Source organism: Empedobacter sp. UBA6745 (genome assembly GCF_002453775.1).
GTDB classification, from domain to species: Bacteria; Bacteroidota; Bacteroidia; order Flavobacteriales; family Weeksellaceae; genus Empedobacter; species Empedobacter falsenii_C.
The window spans coordinates 11,426-33,135 of the sequence record NZ_DKHL01000014.1; the positions used below are offsets into that span (position 1 = coordinate 11,426).

Genomic DNA, 21,710 nt, shown 5'->3' on the forward strand with positions numbered 1-21,710 from the left:
TTTTAATTCAAAATGCACAACGGATTTATCTATTATAAAATGAGAAAAGTAAAAGTAATTAACTTTAGTTACTTATATAGGTCAGTTTAATATCATCATTTTTTTAAAAACTATATTGTCGCAATTCCGTAACTTTGAGGAACAATAAAAAAACAAACAATGAATAACGATATTCTTAATTTGGAACCAAAAGCAATCTGGAAAAACTTCTCAGCATTGAACTCAGTTCCAAGACCTTCTAAAAAAGAAGAAAAAGTTCGTCAGTTTATCATCAAATTTGGTGAAGACTTAGGTTTACCTGTCGAAACAGACGAAGTAGGAAATGTTTTGATCAAAAAAGCTGCGTATCCAGGAATGGAAGACCGTAAAAAAGTGGTGATGCAATCGCATTTGGATATGGTTTGTCAAAAAAATAATGATGTAACATTCGATTTTGAGACACAAGGAATTGAAATGTTGATTGAAGATGGAAAATTTGTTACGGCAAATGGAACAACTTTAGGTGCTGATAACGGAATTGGAGTTGCAACAATTATGTCAATTTTAGAATCGAAAGATATTCCTCATCCAGCTATTGAAGCTTTCTTTACAATTGACGAAGAAACTGGAATGACTGGTGCTTTAGGTTTGAAAGCAGGATTTTTATCTGGAAAAATTTTGTTGAATTTAGATACAGAAGAAGATGACGAATTAGACATTGGTTGCGCTGGTGGTGTTGATGTTACGGCTACAAAAACTTACACTAAAGAAGCTACTAAAGGAACTGCTTTTACCTTAACATTAAAAGGTTTGAACGGTGGACACTCTGGAATGCAAATTCACGAAGGTCTAGGAAATTCGAACAAATTGATTGCTCGTTTATTAAATGCTGCAACTGAATTTGGTTTACAAATCGTGCATATGGAAGGTGGAAGTTTACGCAACGCTATTCCTCGCGAGTCTTGGGCTAACATTGTAATTCCTTCTGACAAAGTGGATGCTTTCAAAGCGTCTTACGAAACTTTACGCGCAGAAATTATTGAAGAATACGAAACGAAAGAACCTAAAATGGTGATTACGTTAGAACCAACTGATGCAACTGATGCAATGTCAGCACAAGATTCTAAAGTTTTTGTTCAAACAATTATGGCAGCTTTCAATGGTGTTTACAGAATGAGTCCAGACGTTGAAGGTTTAGTAGAAACGTCTAACAATGTGGCTCGTGTAGAAGTTATTGATGGTAATGCTCGTGTTTTATGTTTAACTCGTTCTTCTATAGAATCAGGTAAAGAAGCATTAGCGCAAACATTAAAAGCTGGATTCGAATTAGGTGGTTTTGAGGTTAAATTCTCAGGATCTTACCCTGGTTGGAAAGCAAATACTCATTCAGAAATTTTAGAATTGATGAAAGGTATTTATGTTTCAAAATTCGGAGAAGAACCAAAAGTTGTAGCATGTCACGCTGGTCTAGAATGTGGAATTATTGGAACAAATTATCCTGGTTTGGATATGATTTCTTTCGGTCCAAATATCTCTGGCGCTCACTCTCCTGACGAAAAAGTAGAAATTGCTTCAGTTCAAAAATTCTGGGATTATTTATTAGATATTTTAAAAGATATTCCAAACGATGGTCCAGTTGATTACAGCTGTGCAAATTCAAAAAATATATAATTTAAGCTGAAAATTTAATCTAAAGACCACTTTTACAAGTGGTCTTTTTTTTTATATATTTTAATCTTAATTTTAGTTATTATTAAACATAATTAAATGTCATCAAATCGATATCCTCAGCGCATTGTTTGTTTAACCGAAGAAGGAACCGAAATTCTATATAACATTAACGAACAACATCGTTTAGTAGGAATTAGTGGTTTTACGTATCGTCCGCCACAAGCGCGAAAAGAAAAACCTAAAGTTTCGACTTTTTTAGATGCAAAATTTGAAGATATTATCAATTTGAAGCCAGATTTGGTTGTAGGATATTCGGATTTACAAGCTGATATTGCAGCAGAATTAATTAGAAGAGGAATTAATGTTTTTATTTTTAATCACCGAACAATTGACGAAATTTTAAATATGATTTTGCAATTTACGTCATTGATTGGTTGCCAAGAAAAAGGTTTAAAATTAGTCGAATCTTACGAAAAAAAACTCGAAGAAGTAAAACAACAAGCTGCTCTCCTTTCCTATCATCCAACTGTTTTTTTTGAAGAATGGGACGAACCAATTATTTCGGGAAGTGCTTGGGTAAATGATTTGATAGAAATTGCTGGTGGAAAATTAGCTTTTCCAGAACTCAAAAATAAAGCTTTGGCAAAAGATAGAATTTTGTTAGACGAACAAGTAATAGAACGAAATCCTGAAATTATTATCGGTTCTTGGTGTGGAAAAATGTTTAAACCAGAAAAAGTAAAACAACGAATTGGTTTTGAAAATGTAAAAGCTGTACAACAAAATCATCTTTACGAAATAAAATCTGAATTGATTTTACAACCTGGTCCTGCTGCGTTAACCGATGGTTTGGATAAAATTGATTATATTATTAAAAATTACAATTGAATCTCCAATAACATGTGGAAATTGTAATAAATCTGTTCCACTATACAAACTTCCTGTTTATTACGATTATGGATATTTACCAATATTAAGTTGGGAAACAAATTACCAAGCTTGTGATAATTTACAAATGAATTGCGAAGTTGGCGAGCGTTGGGCAACTAATCAAATGCAGCATATTAACTCACAATTATCTAAGCAAGGCTTAAAAATTTGTAAAGAAATAGAGAAATTAACTGGTACACCAACTTATTATTATATTTACAATTACAGAAAAATTAAGAACGATTTTACAACTAATTGTCCTAACTGTAATAATAACTGGAAACTAAAAAGTCAATTATTTAATTTTTATGATTACAAATGTGATCATTGTAAAATTATTTCAACAATCACAATGAATTCATAAAAAAATCCCGTTAAAAGCGGGATTTAATTTATTGCTCATTTTCCAAACGTTTTCTTTCATCAATAATAGACTTTAAACTATTATATAAATTTTTTCCCTCAGTCGAATTTAATTTATTCAAAACAAATCGTTGCCCATTAAAAAGTACAGCTCCATTATTATGACGATAAGTAGATGCGTTAATAAAATATTCTTTACCTTTCTCTATATCAATTTCTAAATATCTTTTTTCAGATAATTCATCACTAGATAAAACTAATTTTCCAATTTTTTTAATAGGAATACTAATCATCTGATTTTCTTTTATACGAACCGTTTTGTCTCCCATAACGATTTTATGTTCTGAAGAAAGCCTATTTTCTCCTTCAAATGTTACAGCTTTTCCTTCTATATAAGTACAAAGTATATGAACCATCGCGTAATCTGCTGTAGCATCAAATGTATTATCAGATTCTTGATGAAAAGTTTCCATTTCTGAAGTTGTATTATAATAAATATTTGCTTTAAGTCTATAACAAGAACTAGCATAGCTTGGTTCTTTAATCTCACTTATTAAAAGAATATTTCCATTGTTCTTTTTTGTTTGTTCAATAGCATTATTAAGAACTTCTCCTTTAGAGCATTCAGTTGAAAAACCTGAATCACCTATCTTAATACTTCCTAATAAAATTGATTTCGAAGGTAAATCCTCCTCATTATAAATCACTAAAACTTCTTTATTCTCTAATTCATTTGTACTCTGATTAATTAATTTTGTTTTTACAGAGGATCCGCAACTAAATAAAAATAACATTAACAAACAATAATATATATACTTCATCCTTTTTTTATCAAATATAACAAAAAAAAATCCCGCTTTCAGCGGGATTTAATTTATTGTATAATATTGACTTCTCGAACCAATGTTACACCATATTTGGCTTTCACATCTTCTATAATTCGTTCAGATAAATCATATATTTCACGTCCAGTTGCATTTCCATAATTCACCAAAACCAAAGCTTGTTTATCATGAACTCCTGCATCACCAAAACGTTTTCCTTTCCAACCTGCATGTTCTATTAACCAACCTGCAGCTAACTTAACACCTGAATCAGTTTTGTAATGAGAAATTTCTGGATGAAGTTTTTCTATTTCAGCAAATTCTTCATTCGAGATGACAGGATTTTTAAAGAAACTTCCTGAATTTCCTATTTGTGAAGGATCTGGTAATTTACTTTGACGAATTTTGATCACAGCTGCACTAATTTCTTGAATCGTTGGATCAAAAATTTGTTCCTTTTCCAATTCAGATTTTATTGCGCCATATTCCACATGAAGTTTGTGATTCTTCTTCGTCAACTTAAATGTAACCGCTACCAAAACATATTGTCCTCTCAATTCATTTTTGAAAACAGATTCGCGGTAACCAAAATGACATTCTTCATTTGTAAAAGTACGTTCATCACCCGTTTCCAAAACTAATGTTTGAACTTCTTCGATATAATCTTTGACCTCAACGCCATACGCACCAATATTTTGCATCGGCGCCGTACCAACATTTCCAGGAATCAACGAAAGATTTTCTAATCCTCCAAAATCATTTTGCAACGTCCATTCAACAAAATTGTGCCAATTCTCGCTTCCTTGCGCTTTTACGTACACAAAATCATCATCTTCATTGATAATTTCGATTCCTTTCAAATTCAATTTTAACACAATTCCCGGAAAATCGTCTACAAAAAGCATATTACTTCCTCCACCAATAAATAAAATCGGTAAATCTTTTTGACGACGAAAAACCAACACTTTTCGCAAATCTTGAATAGTCGCAACATCAGCAAAATATTTTGCTTTTGCTTCTATTCCAAATGTGTTATATAATTTTAATGAATAATTTTCGATGATTTCCATCTTCTTATTTTTCTTATGATCTAATTGTTCCTGGATATTGTTCTAAAGCTTCTTTCAAGATTTCAACAGAACGAACCAAATCTTCTTCTTTCAGAACATAAGCCAAACGAACTTCTTGAATTCCTGAATTTGGAGTTGAATAAAATCCTGCTCCTGGCGCCAACATTACTGTTTCTCCATTTGACGAGAAAGATTCTAATAACCAAATTGCAAATTTCTCTGCGCTATCAACTGGTAATTGAATCATACAGTAGAAAGCCCCTTTTGGATTTGGGCAAACCACTCCCGGAATTTGCTGTAAACCTGCAACTAATGTATTGCGACGTTTTAAATATTCTGTACGACAATCTTCGAAATAAGTTCCAACATTTCTGTGGGCTAAAGTTGCAATGTATTGAGAAATTTCAACAGGACTTAAACGCGCTTGTGCATATAACATTGCAGCTTTTAAGAATTTCTCGTTACGTGTAATCAAAGCTCCAGAACGTGCTCCACATAAAGAAAAACGTTTCGATTCTGAATCAATTACAATTGCATTATCTTTCAATTCTGGAAAACTTAAAACAGATGTAAATTCTTCTTCTGTATATAAATATTCTGCATAAACTTCATCCGCAATTAAATAAATATCATGTTTAAGAACTAATTCTTTCAATTGATTTAATTCTTCTTTCGAATATACATATCCAGTTGGATTTCCAGGATTACAAATTAAAATTGCACGTGTTTTATCTGTAATTTTTTTCGCAAACTCCTCAACAGATGGTAAAGCAAAATTATTTTCGATTGTAGATGGAACAGGAACAATATTTACATCATTTTCACATGTAAATCCGTTATAATTTGCATAAAAAGGTTCTGGAATAATAATTTCATCACCTGGATTTGCAATAATTCCGAAGATAAATAATAAAGCTTCCGAACCTCCTAACGTTGCAATAAAATTTTCTGGCGTTAATTCAATTCCACGATTTGTAAAATAATCTGCCAAAGCTTGACGATATTCCAACGTACCTTCTGAGTGCGTATAAGAAATAATGTTTGAAGGAAAATTTTTCAATCCTTCTAAAACAGCTTTTGGCGACTCAATATCAGGTTGTCCAATATTTAAGTGATAAACTTTCGTTCCTCTTTTTTTCGCTGCATCTGCGTAAGGCACCAACTTTCTGATTGGAGAAGCTGGCATATTTTGTGATTTTTCAGATAATATTAACATTTATTGTAATTTTTTAAATTTGATTTGAATTCTTTGGTATTGTTTTTGTAATTTTAAAGTGTAAATATAAAAAACGTTTAATCTCAAAAAAAACTTTATTATGAGTAAATTAAATAATGCAACTAAATTATTAGCAGGTTTAGCAATCGGAACAGCAATCGGAGCAGTAGTAGGTTTATTATATGCACCAGAATCAGGAAAAGACACTCGCAAAAAATTAAAAAAAGAAGCTGACAAATACAAAAAAGAGTTAGACAAATACGCGAATGATTTTTCTGATAAAGCGAAAAAAACTAAAAAAGAATTAGAAGCTAAATTAGACGAAGTAAAATCAAAATTAGCAGAACAAAAAGACGAGTTTGTAGCAAAAGCGAAAGAAGCTGGAAAAGATTTAAAATCTAAAGCAAACCAAACAAAAGAAGATTTAAAAGACGAATTTCAAGAAAACGTAGGAGTTTAATTTCTCCGAAATACAACATTCCTTAAAATTTATAATTAACTTTGTCTGAAATAAATCATTTTTATGTTTAATGAACTAAAAGTTTATATTAATAATAGAATAACTTTAGCTAAATACGATCTCGTAGATTCGCTGAGTAATATGTTGGCGAGCGGTATTTATGTATTAATTATTGCTGTGTTTTCTTTATTTCTATTATTATTAGGAAGTTTAGCATTAGGATTTATTTTAGGAGGTTATTTTAATGATACAGGATTAGGTTTTCTTGCTGTAACTGGAATTTATTTCTTGATGATGGTTCTTTCTATTTTATTTAGAAAGAAATTAAAACTTTTCTTGACAAATATTGCCGTAGAAAACGCTATGGAAGCCATGTCTAACCACGATGATGACGAAGACGACGATGAAGAATAAAGAACAAATGTCTGCGATAAAAAATTTAGACGATTTGCGAATGGCAAAACGTAAACTAAAATTGCAAATGAAAGTTGCTGAAAATAAGCACGAAAATTCATTTGTAAACAAAGCAGTTAATCTTGTAACAAATTTAAAATCTGATACAAGTTTCACTTCTTCTAAAGTTGAAAGCGCATTAAATTGGGCTGGAGATAAAGCTTCAAAAAAATATCCGATGAAGGGAGTCACAAAAATTCTAATTTCTGGATTGATTATGATAGCGGTTCCAATTATTACGAGTAAAATTCAGGAATATATAGAAGAAAAATTATAAAATTATTTGATATTAAAAAACCACTTCAAACGAAGTGGTTTTTTTGTGTGTTAATTTTAAGCTCGACTAATATTTTTCGTGAAAATATTCGTTTGGTATAATCGTTTTGTTCTTTTTATCTACAGCTTCTTGATTTCGCAATTCCACACGACGTATTTTTCCTGAAATTGTTTTTGGTAAACTCTCTACAAACTGTACAATACGCGGAATTTTATAACGTGCTAAATGCTCTTCTGTATATCTAAAAATATCTTTTGCTAATTCTTCCGACGCTTCATGTCCAGGCGCTAAAATCACGAAAGCTTTTACAGCATTACTGCGTAAATCGTGCGGACTTGCCACAACAGCAGCTTCCATAATTGCATCATGCTCCAACAAAGCACTTTCTACTTCAAATGGTCCTACACGAAAATCAGACGCTTTTATCACATCATCATCACGCCCAACAAACCAAACATAGCCGTCTTCGTCCTTATAAGCTTTGTCTCCAGTATAATATAATCCATGTTTGAAAACTTTCATCATTTTATCTTTCTGAATCAAATAAGTTTTGAAAATTCCATTGATGGTTTCTTCATTATGCACAACACAAATATTTCCTTCTTCGCAATCTTGCACAATATTTCCATCATCATCTGCAATCACAATATCATATAAAAACGCAGGTTTTCCCATCGATCCGTATTTAATCTTTTCATTTGGCAAATTCGCTATCATGGCAGTAGACTCTGATTGTCCGTAACCATCACGAATCGTAATTCCTGTACCTTCTTTCCAGACATCAATAATTTCGGGATTAAGAGGTTCACCAGCTGAAACACATTGACGAAGTTTGAAATCATAACTTTTCAAATCTTCTAAAATCAATACACGCAAAGCTGTTGGCGGCGCGCAAAAGGTTGTTACACCCAAATCTTGAATAGTTTGTAATTGTTCTTTCGGAACAAATTTATCTGCATGATAACCCAAAATTGTCGCACCCATATTCCACGGAGCAAAGAAACTACTCCAAAAGAATTTCGCCCAACCTGGTTGAGAAATATTGTAATGCAAATCGCCTTTTTTCATTCCTACCCAAGAAGATGTCGTGAAACCTCCAAGCGGATAAGTGTAATGCGTATGCACCACAACTTTCGGCATTCCTGTCGTTCCCGAAGTAAAGAAATAGAATAAATCATCGTCAGGTTTTGTATCTACAGCCTCAGCTTGTGTAGATTCTTTCCATAACTCATTGATATTTGTCCAACCTTCTCTCTCGCCTTCTGTAATTAATTTTACCTTAATCTTTTTATCAAATTTTGTTTCTGCTTCATCTATTTTCGATGCATTTGCTTGATCTGCTAAAGCAACTTCTGGAAACGAAGATTCGAATCTAAAGGTTAAATCTCTTGCTTCTAAAGTTGTTGCAGCTGGAATAATAATTAATCCACCTTTGATAGAAGCCAAATAACCAATCCAAGTAATTGGTAATAATGGAACTTGAGAAAACATTTTGTCTCCTTGTACAATTCCTTTGTTTCTTAAATAGTTTAAGAATTGATTGTATTTATCAGCTAAATCCTGAAAAGTATAATCTTCTCGTTGTTCATTATACTTCCAAATTAAACCTTTTTGAGTTCCTAATTGAGCTACATTGTAAGGTTCGAAAATATCCTTTACCCAATTGAATTTTTCAGGTTTAAAAATTTTAATGTCTTTTAATTGCGCATAATTCTCTTCTTCGATGGATAATCGAATAGAGTTAAACAATTCTTGTACTGTCATTTATTTGTGGTTTTGAATAAATATAGAAAAATTATTTATTCAAACAGAAGTTTTATGAATAAAAAAAGGATGATTTAATAAAATCATCCTTTTTGTTATTATTTGTTGAGAATATATTAATCTCTACCTCTTCTTGAGTTTCCAGTTCTATTACGGTCTCCTCCGCGGTAACCACCACGATCTCCACCTCTAGAATCTCTTGAATCACGGTCACGATCTCCTCCACGGAATCCACCTCTGTCTCCTCCGCGATCACGATCTCCACCACGATAACCTCCACTTCTTTCGCGGTCATTATCACGACGACTATTGAAACCACGTCCGCGAGAATCTCCTCCTCTGTCATTACGACGACGATCTCCTCCACGACGCTCACCATCACCACGTCTTGGTTCTGGTTTAGAGATTTGAACATCTAAATCTACACCATCACGTTGTGCATCTTTGAAAGATTCTAACACTAATGATTCGAATTGTGTATCAACTTCGAAGAAAGAGAAATTACGTAAAATTTCAATTTTTCCGATTTCGATGTTACGGTTACGAGTTTGCTCGTTGATTAAACCAATTAAGTTTGGAACACGTAAGTTGTGCTTTTGACCAATATTGATAAAGAAACGAGAGAAATCACGACCTCCACGACGGTTAGAAGAACGATCTCCTCTATCACCACGATCTCCTTCAGAAGAAATATCTTTCGTGTTTTTGTAATATTCTAAGAAAGAATTGAACTCAACTGTCATGAAACGTTTTAATAAATCGTCACGATCTAAGTTTGCCAATTTTTCGTTTACAGTTTCCATGTAAGGCTCGATTAATTCTTCATCAACTTCGATGTTTTCGATTTTATCGATTAAAGAAATTAAACGTTTTTCACAGATTTCTGCTCCAGTTGGTACGTTTTTAGGTTCGATTTTAGAAGCAATTAATTTTTCTAAATCTCTAATTTTACGCGCTTCACGACCTCCTGAAATAATGATAGAAATTCCTTTGTTACCTGCACGTCCTGTACGTCCTGAACGGTGTACATAAACTTCTGGATCATCTGGTAAATTGAAGTTGATTACGTGAGTCAACTCATTTACGTCGATACCACGAGCAGCAACGTCTGTTGCAACAAGGATTTGAATGTTTTGGTTACGGAATTTCTCCATCACGTGATCACGTTGCGATTGTGATAAATCTCCGTGTAATGCGTCTGCATTGTAACCATCTTGCATCAATTTATCTGCTACATCTTTCGCTTCGCGACGAGTTCTACAGAAAACGATACCATAAATATTTGGGTAATAATCGGCCAAACGTTTTAAAGCTAAGTAACGATCAGAAGAACGTACTAAATAAACGTGGTGCTCGATATTTTTTGATGCAGTATTTACTTTACTTACAGCAATCTCAACTGGATTGTGCATATATTCTGAAGCGATACGACGAACCTCTGAAGGCATTGTAGCTGAGAATAATAAAGTTTGTTTTTCTTCTGGAGTTGTTTCTAAGATANNAGGAATCCCATGTTCAACATCTCATCTGCCTCATCTAAAACAGTCCATGTGATGTCATTAATTTTTAATGCGCCACGTTTGATTAAGTCCATTGTACGACCTGGTGTTCCTACAACGATTTGTGGATTATCTTTTAATCCTCTAATTTGTTTAACGATGTCAGCACCACCGTAAACTGCCTGTACACGTACTCCACGCATATCTGCAGAAAAAGATTCTAATTCTTTTGCAATTTGTAAACATAATTCACGAGTAGGACACAAAATAATTGCTTGTACTGATTTTGAATTGCTGTCTAATTGATTTAAAACCGGAAGCCCGAATGCTGCAGTTTTTCCTGTACCTGTTTGCGCCAATGCAATAACATCTTGATCTGATGAAAGGATTTGAGGAATAGCTTTTTCTTGAATTGGAGATGGGTTAACGAAGCCCATTTTCTCAATTGCAGTTAGGATTTCTTCTTGAAGTCCTAATTCTTTGAATGTAATCATGTTAGATACGATACCGAGATAATGAAATTCATTTATATTCCATATCACCGGTTTTATTTTAAATTATTTAACCAACAGATATGAAAGAATAAAATTAAATGGCTGAGCAGCCTAAAAAATCCCTAAATGAATATTCTTTAACATCCGTACCTTAACTCTAAAAGGCTGTGCAAATGTAAGGATTATTTTTGAAATACACAACACACATTCATAATCCTTACAATTAATACACATAATATTATTTTATTGATAATGAATAAATTACTAACAGTCTGCAATATTTACAGCAACTGCCAAACCTCCTTCGGAAGTTTCTTTGTATTTATTATTCATATCTTTTGCAGTTTCCCACATCGTATTCACAACTTTATCTAACGGAACTTTCGCAGTCAATGGATCTGTATCTAGTGCTAATTCTGCCGCATTTATCGCTTTAATCGCTCCCATTGTGTTACGCTCGATACAAGGAATTTGAACTAAACCTCCAATCGGATCACAGGTTAAACCTAAATGATGTTCCATTGCAATTTCGGCAGCCATCGTTACTTGCGCAGGAGTTCCTCCCATTAATTCGCATAATGCAGCTGCAGCCATAGCCGAAGATACACCAATCTCAGCTTGACAACCTCCCATTGCCGCAGAAATAGTTGCTCCTTTCTTAAAAATAGAACCAATAACTCCTGCTGTTGTTAAGAATTGTTCAATCTCTTTTTGACCAGCTTTATGATTTTCGATTACCAAATAATACATCAAAACTGCTGGAATAACTCCTGCACTACCATTTGTAGGAGCTGTTACAACTCTACCTAACGAAGCATTTACTTCATTAACAGCAAGAGCAAAACAACTTACCCATTTCAAGATTTGACGAAAATATACTTTGGTTTTTCGGATTGAAGCAATCCATTCTTGTGGATTAAAATAAGGTGTTGCTCCAACCAAATTCTTGTGCATATCGTAAGCACGACGTTTCACGTTCAATCCGCCTGGTAAAATACCTTCTGTATGACAACCAATATACATACACTCTAACATGGTATTCCAAACACGCATTAATTCGTGGTGAATTTCATCTTCTGTTCGGATTGTTTTTTCATTCTCGAACATGATTTCAGAAATCGATTTATTTTCTTTCGAACAAAATTCTAATAACTCTGTTGATGTATTAAATAAATATGGAAAAGCACAAGTAACATCTGTATTGGTAGCACTATCATCCTCTTTTGTAATAAATCCTCCCCCTATCGAATAGAATGTAGAAGATAATTCTTCGTTCTCATAAAAAGCTGTAAACATCATTCCATTAGCGTGAAAAGATAAAAACTCTCGATTGAAAACGATATCAGTTTCGGGATTAAAATCAATTAAAAATTTATTTCCAAAATTTAATTGTTTATTTGTATTTATTGTATTAATAATATTCGAAATATCATCAACAGGAATATACTCAGGATCAGCACCGCTTAGCCCTAACATTACTGCATAATCAGTTGCATGTCCTTTACCCGTAAGCGATAAAGAGCCATACAAATCTACACGAACTTTTGTAATTTTATTAAAGATAGATGCAGCATCCAATTCTTTCAGAAAAGCTTCTGCTGCGCGCCAAGGACCTAAAGTATGCGAACTTGAAGGACCAACGCCAATTTTGAGCATATCAAATACTGAAATACAATCCATTTTGTACTTTTAATTTATATTTTTTCCACACAAGACAAATATAGCCGTTAAATTCTCATATTCGCTTTATTTAAGCAGTTTTTTTATCAACTTAAACAATTAACATGCTTAAAATATTCATATTGAATGATATTAACACAAATAATTCAGCATCAAAAAAAGAGGTTACAACTAATTGTAACCTCTTTTCTATATTTTATTAAGTTTTTATTTAAACTTGTGCCAATATGGATAGATAATCGCTAAACCATAACCTATAAACACAAACAATGTAAACATGGTAAAAAGTGTTCCATCTGCCATAAATTCGGGCTGCATTGCTGCTGACACAAATAATGATGTCACAACCATATACACACCAATTCTTTTGTAAGATTTCACTAAAAAGATACCTATCAATGCAATAACTCCTAAAACAAGAGTCGAAATTGGATACCATTTTGGCATTTCTGGCGCATCTTCGTTCATCATTTGGCGGAACAAATAATCATTTGTCACCAATAATTGATAACCACGATAAAGAATACTCAAAATCAAGAAAACCATTATAAAGATCATTGACTTGAAAAGGAATGATGTTTTGTTTCCTTCGTGTTTCAAATCTTTTGTTTTGGTATTATCCGACATTAAAACTTTTGTGTCAAAAATATCGTCACGTTCTTGATTTTGTTCTACTTTTTGATCTGTCATAGCTTTATTTTAAAATAAGAAATCATATCCTTTCAAACTCAATTTTTCGTATTTTTCTTCATCAAAACGATACAATTTAGATACTTTACGATGTTGTTTAGGATCTGTTGTATTACCTGTTTCGATAATTAAATTTGAGTTAAAGATTTTCTTTCTAAAGTTACGTTTATCCAACTCACGATTCAAGGCTTTTTCATACAAACTTTGTAATTGCGCAATTGTAAACTCATCACCAAGTAAGTTAAAGCCTACTGGACGACGCTTCACACGACGTTTTACACGCTCTTTTGCATATTTTACAATCTCATTATGATCAAAAGCTAAATCCGGAACGCGATCGTAAGGAAACCATTCTCCACCTTGTGTTTTCACTTTTTCCTCTATTTGAGGTGTCAATTTAACCAAAGCATAGTAAGCAACATTTACAACTCGTCCTAATGGATTACGAAAAACTTTTGTAAAGGCTTTCAATTGTTCAATATATGTTTGATGCTCATCGTAAGCAATTTTCTCAATCAACAATTCGTGAATTGCTTGATCGTTACTTACCGTTGGCGCAATATATTTTCCTGGCAAAACCAATGCTCCTTTGAAAGGATCGTTTAGTTTTTTGTACACCAATATTTTGAGATCTTCTCCATCAAACCCGAAAAGTACGAGACTTGAACATAGAGCGACCTGAAAATATTTTTCTTTTTCTTCGTCTGTCATTTTGTGGGATGATTAATAAATTGAAATTTATTTTTAATGAAAAATTGAATGCATCAATCTATTTTTATCGTTGAAAGATTCTTCTAACGAAATCATAGATTCTGTTCTCAATACATCATCAATTTGATCAATTTTGTAGATAACATCTTTAGCATCAGAAGTATCTCTTGCACGAATTTTACAGAAAATATTATATTTCCCAGAAACAACGTGAACCACTGTTACGTTAGGAATTTTATATAATTCATCTATCACTTTCTGAGTTTTGTTTGTTTTTGTAAGTAACAATCCTACATACGCAACAAACTGATAACCCATTTTATCATAATCTGTAATTAGTGTAGTTCCTTTGATGATTCCAGCCTCCTCTAATTTCTTGACACGCACGTGAATAGTACCAGCAGAAACATTCATTTTCTTTGCAATTTCTGTAAATGGCATTCTTGTATTGTCAATCAAATACATCAAAATTTTCTTATCAACATCATCAATTATGTAATTCATTTTCCTAATTTTTGATTATTATTATTATTTTAATAAAAAATCGAATTAATTTTTAGCAAAATTATAAATAAAACAAACAAACTTCAAAATATTTTTTAATGATTTATTTAATATTTTACTTTTGTTATAATAATAGTTCAAAAAAGAAAGAACTAATCACTTTTGTTTGTTTGCGCGAGTTTATTGTCTAACCACAATAAACTCATTTTTTTTTATTTAATTTTGACTAAACCACGGCGCTTTTGCTCCACCTTAGGTTGAGTAGTTTTTTGATACGTAACTTTGACCGTATCTTTTGTAGTTTGACGAGTAGAATCTATTCTTCTTTCCTCAGTTTTAAACTGTTTTGGAAGGACAATCGAATCAAATCTTTCTTGCGATTGCTCTTCTTTTTTAGCTTTTGCTTTTCTTTTATTTTCATCTAAACCTAAGAAACCTCTAAACGTATCGAAACTTTTGTTGTACTGAATTCCAACTCCGAAACTTTGATTTAAGTTATTTTCCATTCCTGGCAATAAACCAAAAGTTGTAGGTTTTGTAAATGCTTTTAAGACCAAAGATCCATTATTCAATTTCGAGATATCATAAGAAACATCAAAATTCCCATCGAAGTTCTCTTGTACATTTCTATTATTTGTAACCGCAATTCCATACGAACCACGCAAACTTAAACGATTATTAACGCGATAAGAAACAGAAGTTCTAATTTTATCATTTGTTTCTGATTGTGCACTACCACCAACGTACTCCATTTGTATATCTACATTATTCGCAATAGATGATAACATCCCTGCAATTGTAGATAAACCAATATCAGCAGCTGTACTCGTTACACCAGATTGAACAGCCGAAGCATCACCAAATTTACCTGTCAATAAGATATAACTAAACTGAAGCATCTGTTCTTCTGTATTTGAACGGAATTTTGATTGTAACTGCGAATTGATATCCGAGCCTGCATTTGGAATTGTTAACCCAAAATCAATAATAGGTTTTTTCAACGTTTCGGAAATATTAATTGATAAAAGAGCATCATAAATTTGCGAATATCCTACACCTAAATAATCCCCAACATTTGACACCGAACGTTGATATTCTGCGGTAATATTAAGCGTTGCATCAAGTGGATTTCCTGCAAATTGCACAGAAGAACCTTTCTTGATTTTAAAATCTTTCGGAATCAGCGGAAATTGTCTAAACTCATATGTACCACTTTCTATATTATATACACCTGTAATACTCAAACCAGCTTTATTCATTAAGAATCTAAGATTTTCTGCTGTACCACGTGCTGTCGCTTTATCGTTTGTAGCTGCATCAAAAATCAAATTCACCATTGCATTTGGATACGCATTAATGTTGACATCTATCGACATTCCTTTTGGCGCATGCGGTTCATTATTTTTAGATTTTTCGTCCAGATGTTGATTAGGAACAAAACGTACCAAATTATTTTCTGATTCAATTGTTGTACTACCTGTATTTATCGTTAACTCAGAATTTCCAACAACTGTCGCATCTCCAGCAATCTCCAACTCTTCTACCGCACCAAACATGGTTACATTTCCTTTCGCAAATACTTTTCCATAAAACAATTCATTGTCTTTAATTGACGTGTTCATCACCAATAAATTATCGGTATCAAAATCTAAGTTGAGACCCCATTTAGATAAGTTGCGGAAAAGAATTGCTCCATCAACTTTTCCTTTTGTATTGAATGTTGTGTCTTTGAACGCAATATCATTCAACATAATAATCCCTTGTCCTTTTCCTTGTTTCGAAACAAGCAATTCATTTTCTCCTTCAAATAAATAATCAGTTCCTAAGAAATTCACTTTCAAACCAAGATCTTTTGCTATCATATTTCCGCTAAGATTTGGCAAATCAATTGGTCCAGTAATTTTTAAATCACCAGATAACGTTCCACGCATATTAGAGAAAACAGATTTTAAGAATCCTTCTAAGAAATCGATGTGAAACTCATCAAAATTGGCATCTACATCAACCTCAGGACCTGTTGGTTTATTGATAATATTACCATAAGCAACCAACGATTGAATTTGTTCTTTCTGTAAACTTGTTTCAAAATTAAATTGTTTATCCGCTACATTATAACCTCCTTGTAAAGTCAAATTACCAAGCTCGAAATCATTTAAACCTAACTTATCAATTTTAGCTTCAAGCGTTGGTTCAAGTTTTTCTTTTGTACGAATAATATCTACTTTACCGTTTGCTATACCGACAATTTTTAGGTTATTCAATAATGTTTTAGGAATGATTTTTTCTAAATGCAAATCTTTAAAATCAGCATTGAAATTGTAATCTACATTGTTATTAAATAAACCACTTACTTTTAAATATTGTTCTTCTGATTCTAATGATAAATCTTCAACTTTTAATGATTTATTGATTCGATTAAAAATTACACGATTCGAATTTGCATCATTCAAATGATTAATTGTCCATTGTGTCGAATCAATTTGAATTGTTGAAGGTGAAAATCCAAAAATCAAATCATTATTATTCTGAACTGTATGAAAAAGATTCAGATTAAATAAAATTGGATTTTTTCGACCAATATTAAAATCTGTTTTGACAATCATTGTATCATTCTTCGGAATCGAATTTACGTTAATTGCATTAATCGTTACACCACTTACTTTCAAACTATCAATCTTCGCATTCAACGTTGGCAACTCCGCAATAGTATTTAGATTAACATTAGATTGGAACAATTGAATTCCTGCATATTTAATTCCAGGCGTATCCAAAGTCGCTTCCAACTGATTTTTCGTACCATCAATATAACCTTTTACATGCGTATCAGGCTCAATCGAAATCGATGAATCGATATATTGTAATAAATTTTCTTGCACATAAACATCAAACGAAAAAGCCTGATTTGGTGAAACTTTTTTATGACGGAAAGATGGAACTAAATCTACAAGCGAATTATTGATAACATTGGCAACTTCCGTAATATTATAGCGACCATCTACTGTAGCGCGCATATAATTAGGAACATCCAAAGTCATGATTTTATGCGAACCATTTATTTGAGAATTCAACATGACATGTGACAATTCTAACGTATCTTTTTTCGAACGGAAGTAAAGATTTTTGACATCAATATTTCCTCTGAAATCATTAATATTTGTCAACTTAAAATTCCCTTCAACATCGCCACGTACAATTGCATTTAGATTTTTTGTAACTCCAAGAAAATCTAAATTAATTTGACGAATATTCGAAGTAAAATCAAAATCATAAGGTTTTCCACTAAAGTTAATTTTACCTTTCAATTGCGCATTTAGATTTGGATCTTTGATATCGAACAAGCCATTGAATTGATAATTTTTAACCAAACCGTCAACCGTAATATTTTGATAACGTTTGCCCATCAAATCCATATAACGAAGTGTTCCATCCAGATTTAAATTGATATTTTTCAAATCTGTTCCTCTTCCATCAAATCTAAACTTCCCGCTTACATAACCCAAATCTTTTGCATTAGTTAATTGACGAAGATTTAAGTTTTTCGCATCTAAAGTACCTTTATAAATTAAGGCTTTTACATTTTTATAATTCTTGATTTGCGCTTTAATATCAGCATCTCCAAGTCCAGAAATGGCGTAACCATTCGCATGAATTTCATTTGGATTTAACAAAATATCTCCACGATAATTTAGGTTTCCAAAACGTGTCAACATATTTGGAATTTTCTTCGAAACAAAGGTTGGAAGTAATTTTGTTATTTTTTGATATGATGTATTAATTTTTACATTTCTTGTAGAAAAATTTAACAAAGAACCATGCAAAACATCTTGCAATTGTAAGCGAGAAGCTCCAACATAATTATCTTCACCTTTTAATTCGAAATCAGAAAAAGTCAAATTATTCAGTGTTCCATTTACCTTTCCGTATAAATCTACAGACGAATTTTTATCGAATAAAGGAGTAAAATAACGAATTTCCTTAAAGTTAATTTTAGAACCTCGATCAAAGAAAACATCCCAACGAACTTTATCAGCAAATTCTCCCATATCCGAAGGTTCATCGTAACTCAACAACAAATTTCCGTTCAAAACAGATGTATCCGTTCTCAAATTCAAATTACCAACTCGAATTTCTTTTTTCGAATAATGAACTTTTCCTGTAAAATTCTGAACGTTATAGGTTTCTTTATTTTTGGTTGCAACAAAACAGAAGTTTTCTAAATCAGCCGTAATATCAGAATCAACTAATCGAAATTTCTTCACCGTCAAATTCAATTGTTTCGAATCCAACCAAACATTTCCAGAATTTTGATTAACAATTGAAACTTTACCATTTTCCAACATAAAATCTCCATCCAATTTGAAAATCTTTTTCGGATCTTTTGGTTTATCTGAACTAAAGCCGTTCACGAATTTGATGAAATTGGAAATCGAATCGCCTTTGTACGTAATCACACGAATTTCGGGTTCAATCAATTTTACCTCACTCAAATCAATATGATCTTTTTTGATTCCTGGCAGAAGTGTCCAAAGATTAATTGTCGTTTCCAAGGTTTTCGACTTCATAAAATCATATTTATGATCATCTTTTATCTTAACGCCATGGAAATATATTCGTCCAAAAAAATCAATATCCACCGAATCCACATACATTTGTGTGTTGAGTGATTTATTTAATTTTTCTAAGGCAAAGTGAGCTATTTTTGTCTGTACCGCAGGGATTTGTATTGCGATTGCTACTGTTAAAACAACGGTTAAAACGAGTATAATCAACGACAATAAAAATCTTCCTATTCGTCTGACTATTTTCAATGGTTTAAATTTACGATATTTGCAGGGTAAAAATAAGTTATAAATTTTATTCTACAAGGAATTATGAGCGATAAAAACTACATTTTAGCCATAGAATCTTCTTGTGATGATACAGGCGCAGCAATTATTGACGGAAATAAAATTATTTCTAATGTAGTGGCAAGCCAAAAAATTCACGAAATATATGGTGGCGTAGTACCAGAATTAGCTTCGAGAGCACATCAACAAAATATTGTTCCCGTCGTAGATCAAGCCCTAAAACAGGCAAATATTAACAAAGAAGAACTTAAAGCAATTGCGTATACGCGTGGTCCAGGATTGATGGGATCGCTTTTGGTTGGCGGAAGTTTTGCGAAATCTTTCAGTCAATCATTGGATATTCCGTTGATTGAAGTCAATCACATGCAAGCACATATTTTGGCAAATTTTATTGAAGATGCCAATGACGAAAAACCAACTTTTCCATTTTTATGTTTAACAGTTTCTGGTGGACATACTCAAATCGTGAAAATCAATAATTATTTTGAGATGGAAATTTTAGGAGAAACGATTGATGATGCGGCTGGTGAAGCATTTGATAAAGCGGGTAAAATTTTAAATTTACCTTATCCTGCAGGTCCAATTATCGACAAAAAATCTAAGATTGGAGATCCTACAAAATTCAAATTTGCAAAACCAAAAATTGAAGGTTTAAACTTTAGTTTTAGTGGTTTCAAAACGTCAATTTTATATTTTATTCAGAAAGAAGTCAAAGCGAATCCAAACTTTATCGAAGAAAACATTGATGATTTGTGCGCTTCTATTCAGCATTCTATTGTAAATATTTTGATGGAAAAAGTAAAAAAAGCTTCGGACGAAACTGGAATTAAACAAATTGCAATTGCAGGTGGAGTTTCGGCAAATTCTGAAATCCGTCAACGATTAAAAGATGGAGAAACTGAATTTGGTTGGAAAACTTTTATTCCAAAATTTGCTTATACAACAGATAATGCAGCGATGATTGCAATGGTTGGAAGTTTAAAATTTGATCAAGAGTTATTTACAGAAAACACAGCGAAGTCTGTGGCTAAATATCACATTTAATGAAATTATTTTTTGGAGAAATTCATCACGAAACAGCTATTCTGAACGAAGAAGAAAGTCATCATTTTGCAAAAGTTTTACGCGGAAATGAAGGCGATTTGGTGCATGTGACAGATGGAAAAGGAAATTTGGCTGAAGTTGAAATCACATCAATTTCTAAAAAAGCAGTTGAAGGAAAAGTTGTTGATTTAAAAACAAATTTCGAGCAGAAAAATTACTATTTACATGTTGCTATTGCGCCAACAAAAACAATGGAACGTTTGGAATTTTTCTTGGAAAAAGCAACCGAAATTGGTATTGATGAAATTACATTTTTGCAAACTTTTCATTCAGAACGAAAAAATATTAAGATTGAACGAATCGAAAAAATTATACAATCTGCAACAAAACAATCGTTGAAAGCATATTTGCCAAAAGTAAATGATTTGACAAAATTCAATGAATTTATCAAACAGGATTTTGAAGGTTTCACGAAATGTATTGCGCATTGCGAAGCGGATATTGAACGAACACCTTTACGAACAGTTTTGGAAAATAATCCGCAGAAAATTTTAATTATGATTGGTCCTGAAGGTGATTTTTCGCGAGATGAAATTTTCGCTGCAGAAGATCACAATTTCACAGGAATTAGTCTTGGACATCAACGTTTCCGTACTGAAACTGCGGCTTTACAAGCTGTTTTTGCTGTTGATTGGGGATTGAAATAAATCGAGTAAAACTATTACTTTATACAAAAACCGATTCTGTTGGATCGGTTTTTTTCTTTTATCTGAAAATAAATATCTTTATCAAAATTAAAAACTTATGAGAAAATTAGCACTTATTTTGGGATTATTCATCGGAAGTTTTTCATTTGCACAAACTGTAAATGATGTTCCGATTAAAGATATTAATGTCGACTATGTACAGATTATTGGAACTGGACGAGGTTTGAGTACAAAAATGAATATTCGCTTGGATTTTGGACAAGAAACCAAATCAATTTCCTTTAAAAATGGTTTAAAAATAAAAGATGAACGCGGAATTGCAGTAAAATTTAACTCGATGATTGATGCGTTAAATTTTATGTCTGCAAATGGATATGAATTTCAGTTTGCGTATACCTCAAAAGAGAATGATGACGATGCGCTTTATTATATTTTAAAGAGAAAAAAATAAACAACTCCTCAACTTATGTTGAGGATTTATGTTTTATATTAAATTCTAATTTTCAACTTTCTTTTTCTTCAACATA

General features: G+C 32.3%; 20 protein-coding genes. 9 read left to right on the forward strand and 11 right to left on the reverse strand.

Going from position 1 to position 21,710, the window contains the following annotated elements; all coding sequences use genetic code 11:
• Nucleotides 1–159 precede the first annotated feature (159 nt).
• The 3 genes from B4H69_RS05050 to B4H69_RS05060 all read left to right on the forward strand — a co-directional run bounded on the left by B4H69_RS05050 (nt 160) and on the right by B4H69_RS05060 (nt 2,944).
• Nucleotides 160–1,650: an aminoacyl-histidine dipeptidase gene (locus B4H69_RS05050; RefSeq protein ID WP_180906382.1), complete on the forward strand. Its 1,491-nt coding sequence runs from the start codon at nt 160–162 to the stop codon at nt 1,648–1,650.
• A gap of 96 nt (nt 1,651–1,746) precedes the next feature.
• On the forward strand, nt 1,747–2,538 hold the full coding sequence (locus tag B4H69_RS05055) for a cobalamin-binding protein (protein ID WP_180906381.1): 792 nt from the start codon (nt 1,747–1,749) through the stop codon (nt 2,536–2,538).
• Nucleotides 2,510–2,944 (forward strand): DUF2310 family Zn-ribbon-containing protein, encoded by a 435-nt coding sequence (locus tag B4H69_RS05060; protein WP_221414074.1) that lies wholly within the window; start codon nt 2,510–2,512, stop codon nt 2,942–2,944. The genes B4H69_RS05055 and B4H69_RS05060 overlap by 29 nt, the downstream gene beginning before the upstream one ends.
• A 28-nt stretch (nt 2,945–2,972) precedes the next feature.
• On the opposite strand, the gene B4H69_RS05065 is transcribed toward B4H69_RS05060, so the two are convergent.
• Genes B4H69_RS05065 through B4H69_RS05075 form a run of 3 tightly spaced genes read right to left on the reverse strand, consistent with a single transcriptional unit; the run spans nt 2,973 to nt 6,053 of the window.
• Nucleotides 2,973–3,764: a hypothetical protein gene (locus tag B4H69_RS05065; protein WP_180906379.1), complete on the reverse strand. Its 792-nt coding sequence runs from the start codon at nt 3,762–3,764 to the stop codon at nt 2,973–2,975.
• 53 nt (nt 3,765–3,817) lie between these two features.
• Entirely contained in the window at nt 3,818–4,837 is a 1,020-nt protein-coding gene (gene murB / locus B4H69_RS05070) for a UDP-N-acetylmuramate dehydrogenase (protein ID WP_280045767.1), read from the reverse strand.
• Nucleotides 4,838–4,850: 13 nt separating this feature from the next.
• On the reverse strand, nt 4,851–6,053 hold the full coding sequence (locus B4H69_RS05075) for a pyridoxal phosphate-dependent aminotransferase (RefSeq protein WP_280045765.1): 1,203 nt from the start codon (nt 6,051–6,053) through the stop codon (nt 4,851–4,853).
• Nucleotides 6,054–6,153: 100 nt separating this feature from the next.
• Between B4H69_RS05075 and B4H69_RS05080 the strand changes: the two genes are divergently transcribed.
• The 3 genes from B4H69_RS05080 (at nt 6,154) to B4H69_RS05090 (ending at nt 7,243) form a co-directional block, all read left to right on the forward strand.
• Entirely contained in the window at nt 6,154–6,513 is a 360-nt protein-coding gene (locus B4H69_RS05080) for a YtxH domain-containing protein (RefSeq protein WP_125350224.1), read from the forward strand.
• A 63-nt stretch (nt 6,514–6,576) separates the two neighbouring features.
• Entirely contained in the window at nt 6,577–6,927 is a 351-nt protein-coding gene (locus B4H69_RS05085) for a phage holin family protein (protein WP_280045764.1), read from the forward strand.
• Nucleotides 6,917–7,243 carry a hypothetical protein gene (locus tag B4H69_RS05090; RefSeq protein ID WP_280045763.1) on the forward strand — a complete coding sequence of 109 codons (327 nt, stop codon included), beginning with the start codon at nt 6,917–6,919 and terminating at the stop codon, nt 7,241–7,243. Before B4H69_RS05085 ends, B4H69_RS05090 begins: the two co-directional genes overlap by 11 nt.
• A 66-nt stretch (nt 7,244–7,309) precedes the next feature.
• On the opposite strand, the gene B4H69_RS05095 is transcribed toward B4H69_RS05090, so the two are convergent.
• From B4H69_RS05095 to B4H69_RS05125, 8 genes are all read right to left on the reverse strand, one after another.
• Entirely contained in the window at nt 7,310–9,007 is a 1,698-nt protein-coding gene (locus B4H69_RS05095) for an AMP-binding protein (protein WP_280045762.1), read from the reverse strand.
• Nucleotides 9,008–9,123: 116 nt separating this feature from the next.
• Complete coding sequence (locus tag B4H69_RS05100; RefSeq protein WP_349679653.1) at nt 9,124–10,455, reverse strand: DEAD/DEAH box helicase; 1,332 nt, start codon at nt 10,453–10,455, stop codon at nt 9,124–9,126.
• A gap of 44 nt (nt 10,456–10,499) precedes the next feature.
• Complete coding sequence (locus B4H69_RS16440) at nt 10,500–11,000, reverse strand: DEAD/DEAH box helicase (RefSeq protein WP_422653364.1); 501 nt, start codon at nt 10,998–11,000, stop codon at nt 10,500–10,502.
• 264 nt (nt 11,001–11,264) lie between these two features.
• Nucleotides 11,265–12,680, reverse strand: coding sequence for an L-serine ammonia-lyase (locus B4H69_RS05105; RefSeq protein WP_280045761.1), 1,416 nt, complete (start codon nt 12,678–12,680; stop codon nt 11,265–11,267).
• 207 nt (nt 12,681–12,887) lie between these two features.
• Nucleotides 12,888–13,370 carry a hypothetical protein gene (locus B4H69_RS05110; protein WP_219034200.1) on the reverse strand — a complete coding sequence of 161 codons (483 nt, stop codon included), beginning with the start codon at nt 13,368–13,370 and terminating at the stop codon, nt 12,888–12,890.
• 9 nt (nt 13,371–13,379) lie between these two features.
• Nucleotides 13,380–14,081 carry an NUDIX hydrolase gene (locus B4H69_RS05115; protein WP_125350221.1) on the reverse strand — a complete coding sequence of 234 codons (702 nt, stop codon included), beginning with the start codon at nt 14,079–14,081 and terminating at the stop codon, nt 13,380–13,382.
• A 33-nt stretch (nt 14,082–14,114) separates the two neighbouring features.
• Entirely contained in the window at nt 14,115–14,585 is a 471-nt protein-coding gene (locus B4H69_RS05120) for an Lrp/AsnC family transcriptional regulator (protein WP_038336320.1), read from the reverse strand.
• Between the two features lie 212 nt (nt 14,586–14,797).
• On the reverse strand, nt 14,798–19,393 hold the full coding sequence (locus tag B4H69_RS05125; protein WP_291093004.1) for a translocation/assembly module TamB domain-containing protein: 4,596 nt from the start codon (nt 19,391–19,393) through the stop codon (nt 14,798–14,800).
• 63 nt (nt 19,394–19,456) lie between these two features.
• Between B4H69_RS05125 and tsaD the strand changes: the two genes are divergently transcribed.
• The 3 genes from tsaD (at nt 19,457) to B4H69_RS05140 (ending at nt 21,634) form a co-directional block, all read left to right on the forward strand.
• Entirely contained in the window at nt 19,457–20,476 is a 1,020-nt protein-coding gene (gene tsaD, locus B4H69_RS05130) for a tRNA (adenosine(37)-N6)-threonylcarbamoyltransferase complex transferase subunit TsaD (RefSeq protein WP_280045759.1), read from the forward strand.
• Entirely contained in the window at nt 20,476–21,183 is a 708-nt protein-coding gene (locus tag B4H69_RS05135) for an RsmE family RNA methyltransferase (RefSeq protein ID WP_291093007.1), read from the forward strand. Before tsaD ends, B4H69_RS05135 begins: the two co-directional genes overlap by 1 nt.
• A gap of 97 nt (nt 21,184–21,280) precedes the next feature.
• Complete coding sequence (locus tag B4H69_RS05140; protein ID WP_280045757.1) at nt 21,281–21,634, forward strand: hypothetical protein; 354 nt, start codon at nt 21,281–21,283, stop codon at nt 21,632–21,634.
• The last annotated feature ends 76 nt before the right edge of the window (nt 21,635–21,710 follow it).

What these genes read in the sequence shown, in the direction of transcription:
- B4H69_RS05050 (WP_180906382.1), top strand. Translation starts at nt 160, where the DNA reads ATGAATAACGATATTCTTAATTTGGAACCAAAAGCAATCTGGAAAAAC.
- B4H69_RS05055 (WP_180906381.1), top strand. Translation starts at nt 1,747, where the DNA reads ATGTCATCAAATCGATATCCTCAGCGCATTGTTTGTTTAACCGAAGAA.
- B4H69_RS05065 (WP_180906379.1), bottom strand. Translation starts at nt 3,764, where the DNA reads ATGAAGTATATATATTATTGTTTGTTAATGTTATTTTTATTTAGTTGC.
- murB (WP_280045767.1), bottom strand. Translation starts at nt 4,837, where the DNA reads ATGGAAATCATCGAAAATTATTCATTAAAATTATATAACACATTTGGA.
- B4H69_RS05075 (WP_280045765.1), bottom strand. Translation starts at nt 6,053, where the DNA reads ATGTTAATATTATCTGAAAAATCACAAAATATGCCAGCTTCTCCAATC.
- B4H69_RS05080 (WP_125350224.1), top strand. Translation starts at nt 6,154, where the DNA reads ATGAGTAAATTAAATAATGCAACTAAATTATTAGCAGGTTTAGCAATC.
- B4H69_RS05085 (WP_280045764.1), top strand. Translation starts at nt 6,577, where the DNA reads ATGTTTAATGAACTAAAAGTTTATATTAATAATAGAATAACTTTAGCT.
- B4H69_RS05090 (WP_280045763.1), top strand. Translation starts at nt 6,917, where the DNA reads ATGAAGAATAAAGAACAAATGTCTGCGATAAAAAATTTAGACGATTTG.
- B4H69_RS05095 (WP_280045762.1), bottom strand. Translation starts at nt 9,007, where the DNA reads ATGACAGTACAAGAATTGTTTAACTCTATTCGATTATCCATCGAAGAA.
- B4H69_RS05100 (WP_349679653.1), bottom strand. Translation starts at nt 10,455, where the DNA reads ATGCCTTCAGAGGTTCGTCGTATCGCTTCAGAATATATGCACAATCCA.
- B4H69_RS05105 (WP_280045761.1), bottom strand. Translation starts at nt 12,680, where the DNA reads ATGGATTGTATTTCAGTATTTGATATGCTCAAAATTGGCGTTGGTCCT.
- B4H69_RS05110 (WP_219034200.1), bottom strand. Translation starts at nt 13,370, where the DNA reads ATGACAGATCAAAAAGTAGAACAAAATCAAGAACGTGACGATATTTTT.
- B4H69_RS05115 (WP_125350221.1), bottom strand. Translation starts at nt 14,081, where the DNA reads ATGACAGACGAAGAAAAAGAAAAATATTTTCAGGTCGCTCTATGTTCA.
- B4H69_RS05120 (WP_038336320.1), bottom strand. Translation starts at nt 14,585, where the DNA reads ATGAATTACATAATTGATGATGTTGATAAGAAAATTTTGATGTATTTG.
- tsaD (WP_280045759.1), top strand. Translation starts at nt 19,457, where the DNA reads ATGAGCGATAAAAACTACATTTTAGCCATAGAATCTTCTTGTGATGAT.
- B4H69_RS05135 (WP_291093007.1), top strand. Translation starts at nt 20,476, where the DNA reads ATGAAATTATTTTTTGGAGAAATTCATCACGAAACAGCTATTCTGAAC.
- B4H69_RS05140 (WP_280045757.1), top strand. Translation starts at nt 21,281, where the DNA reads ATGAGAAAATTAGCACTTATTTTGGGATTATTCATCGGAAGTTTTTCA.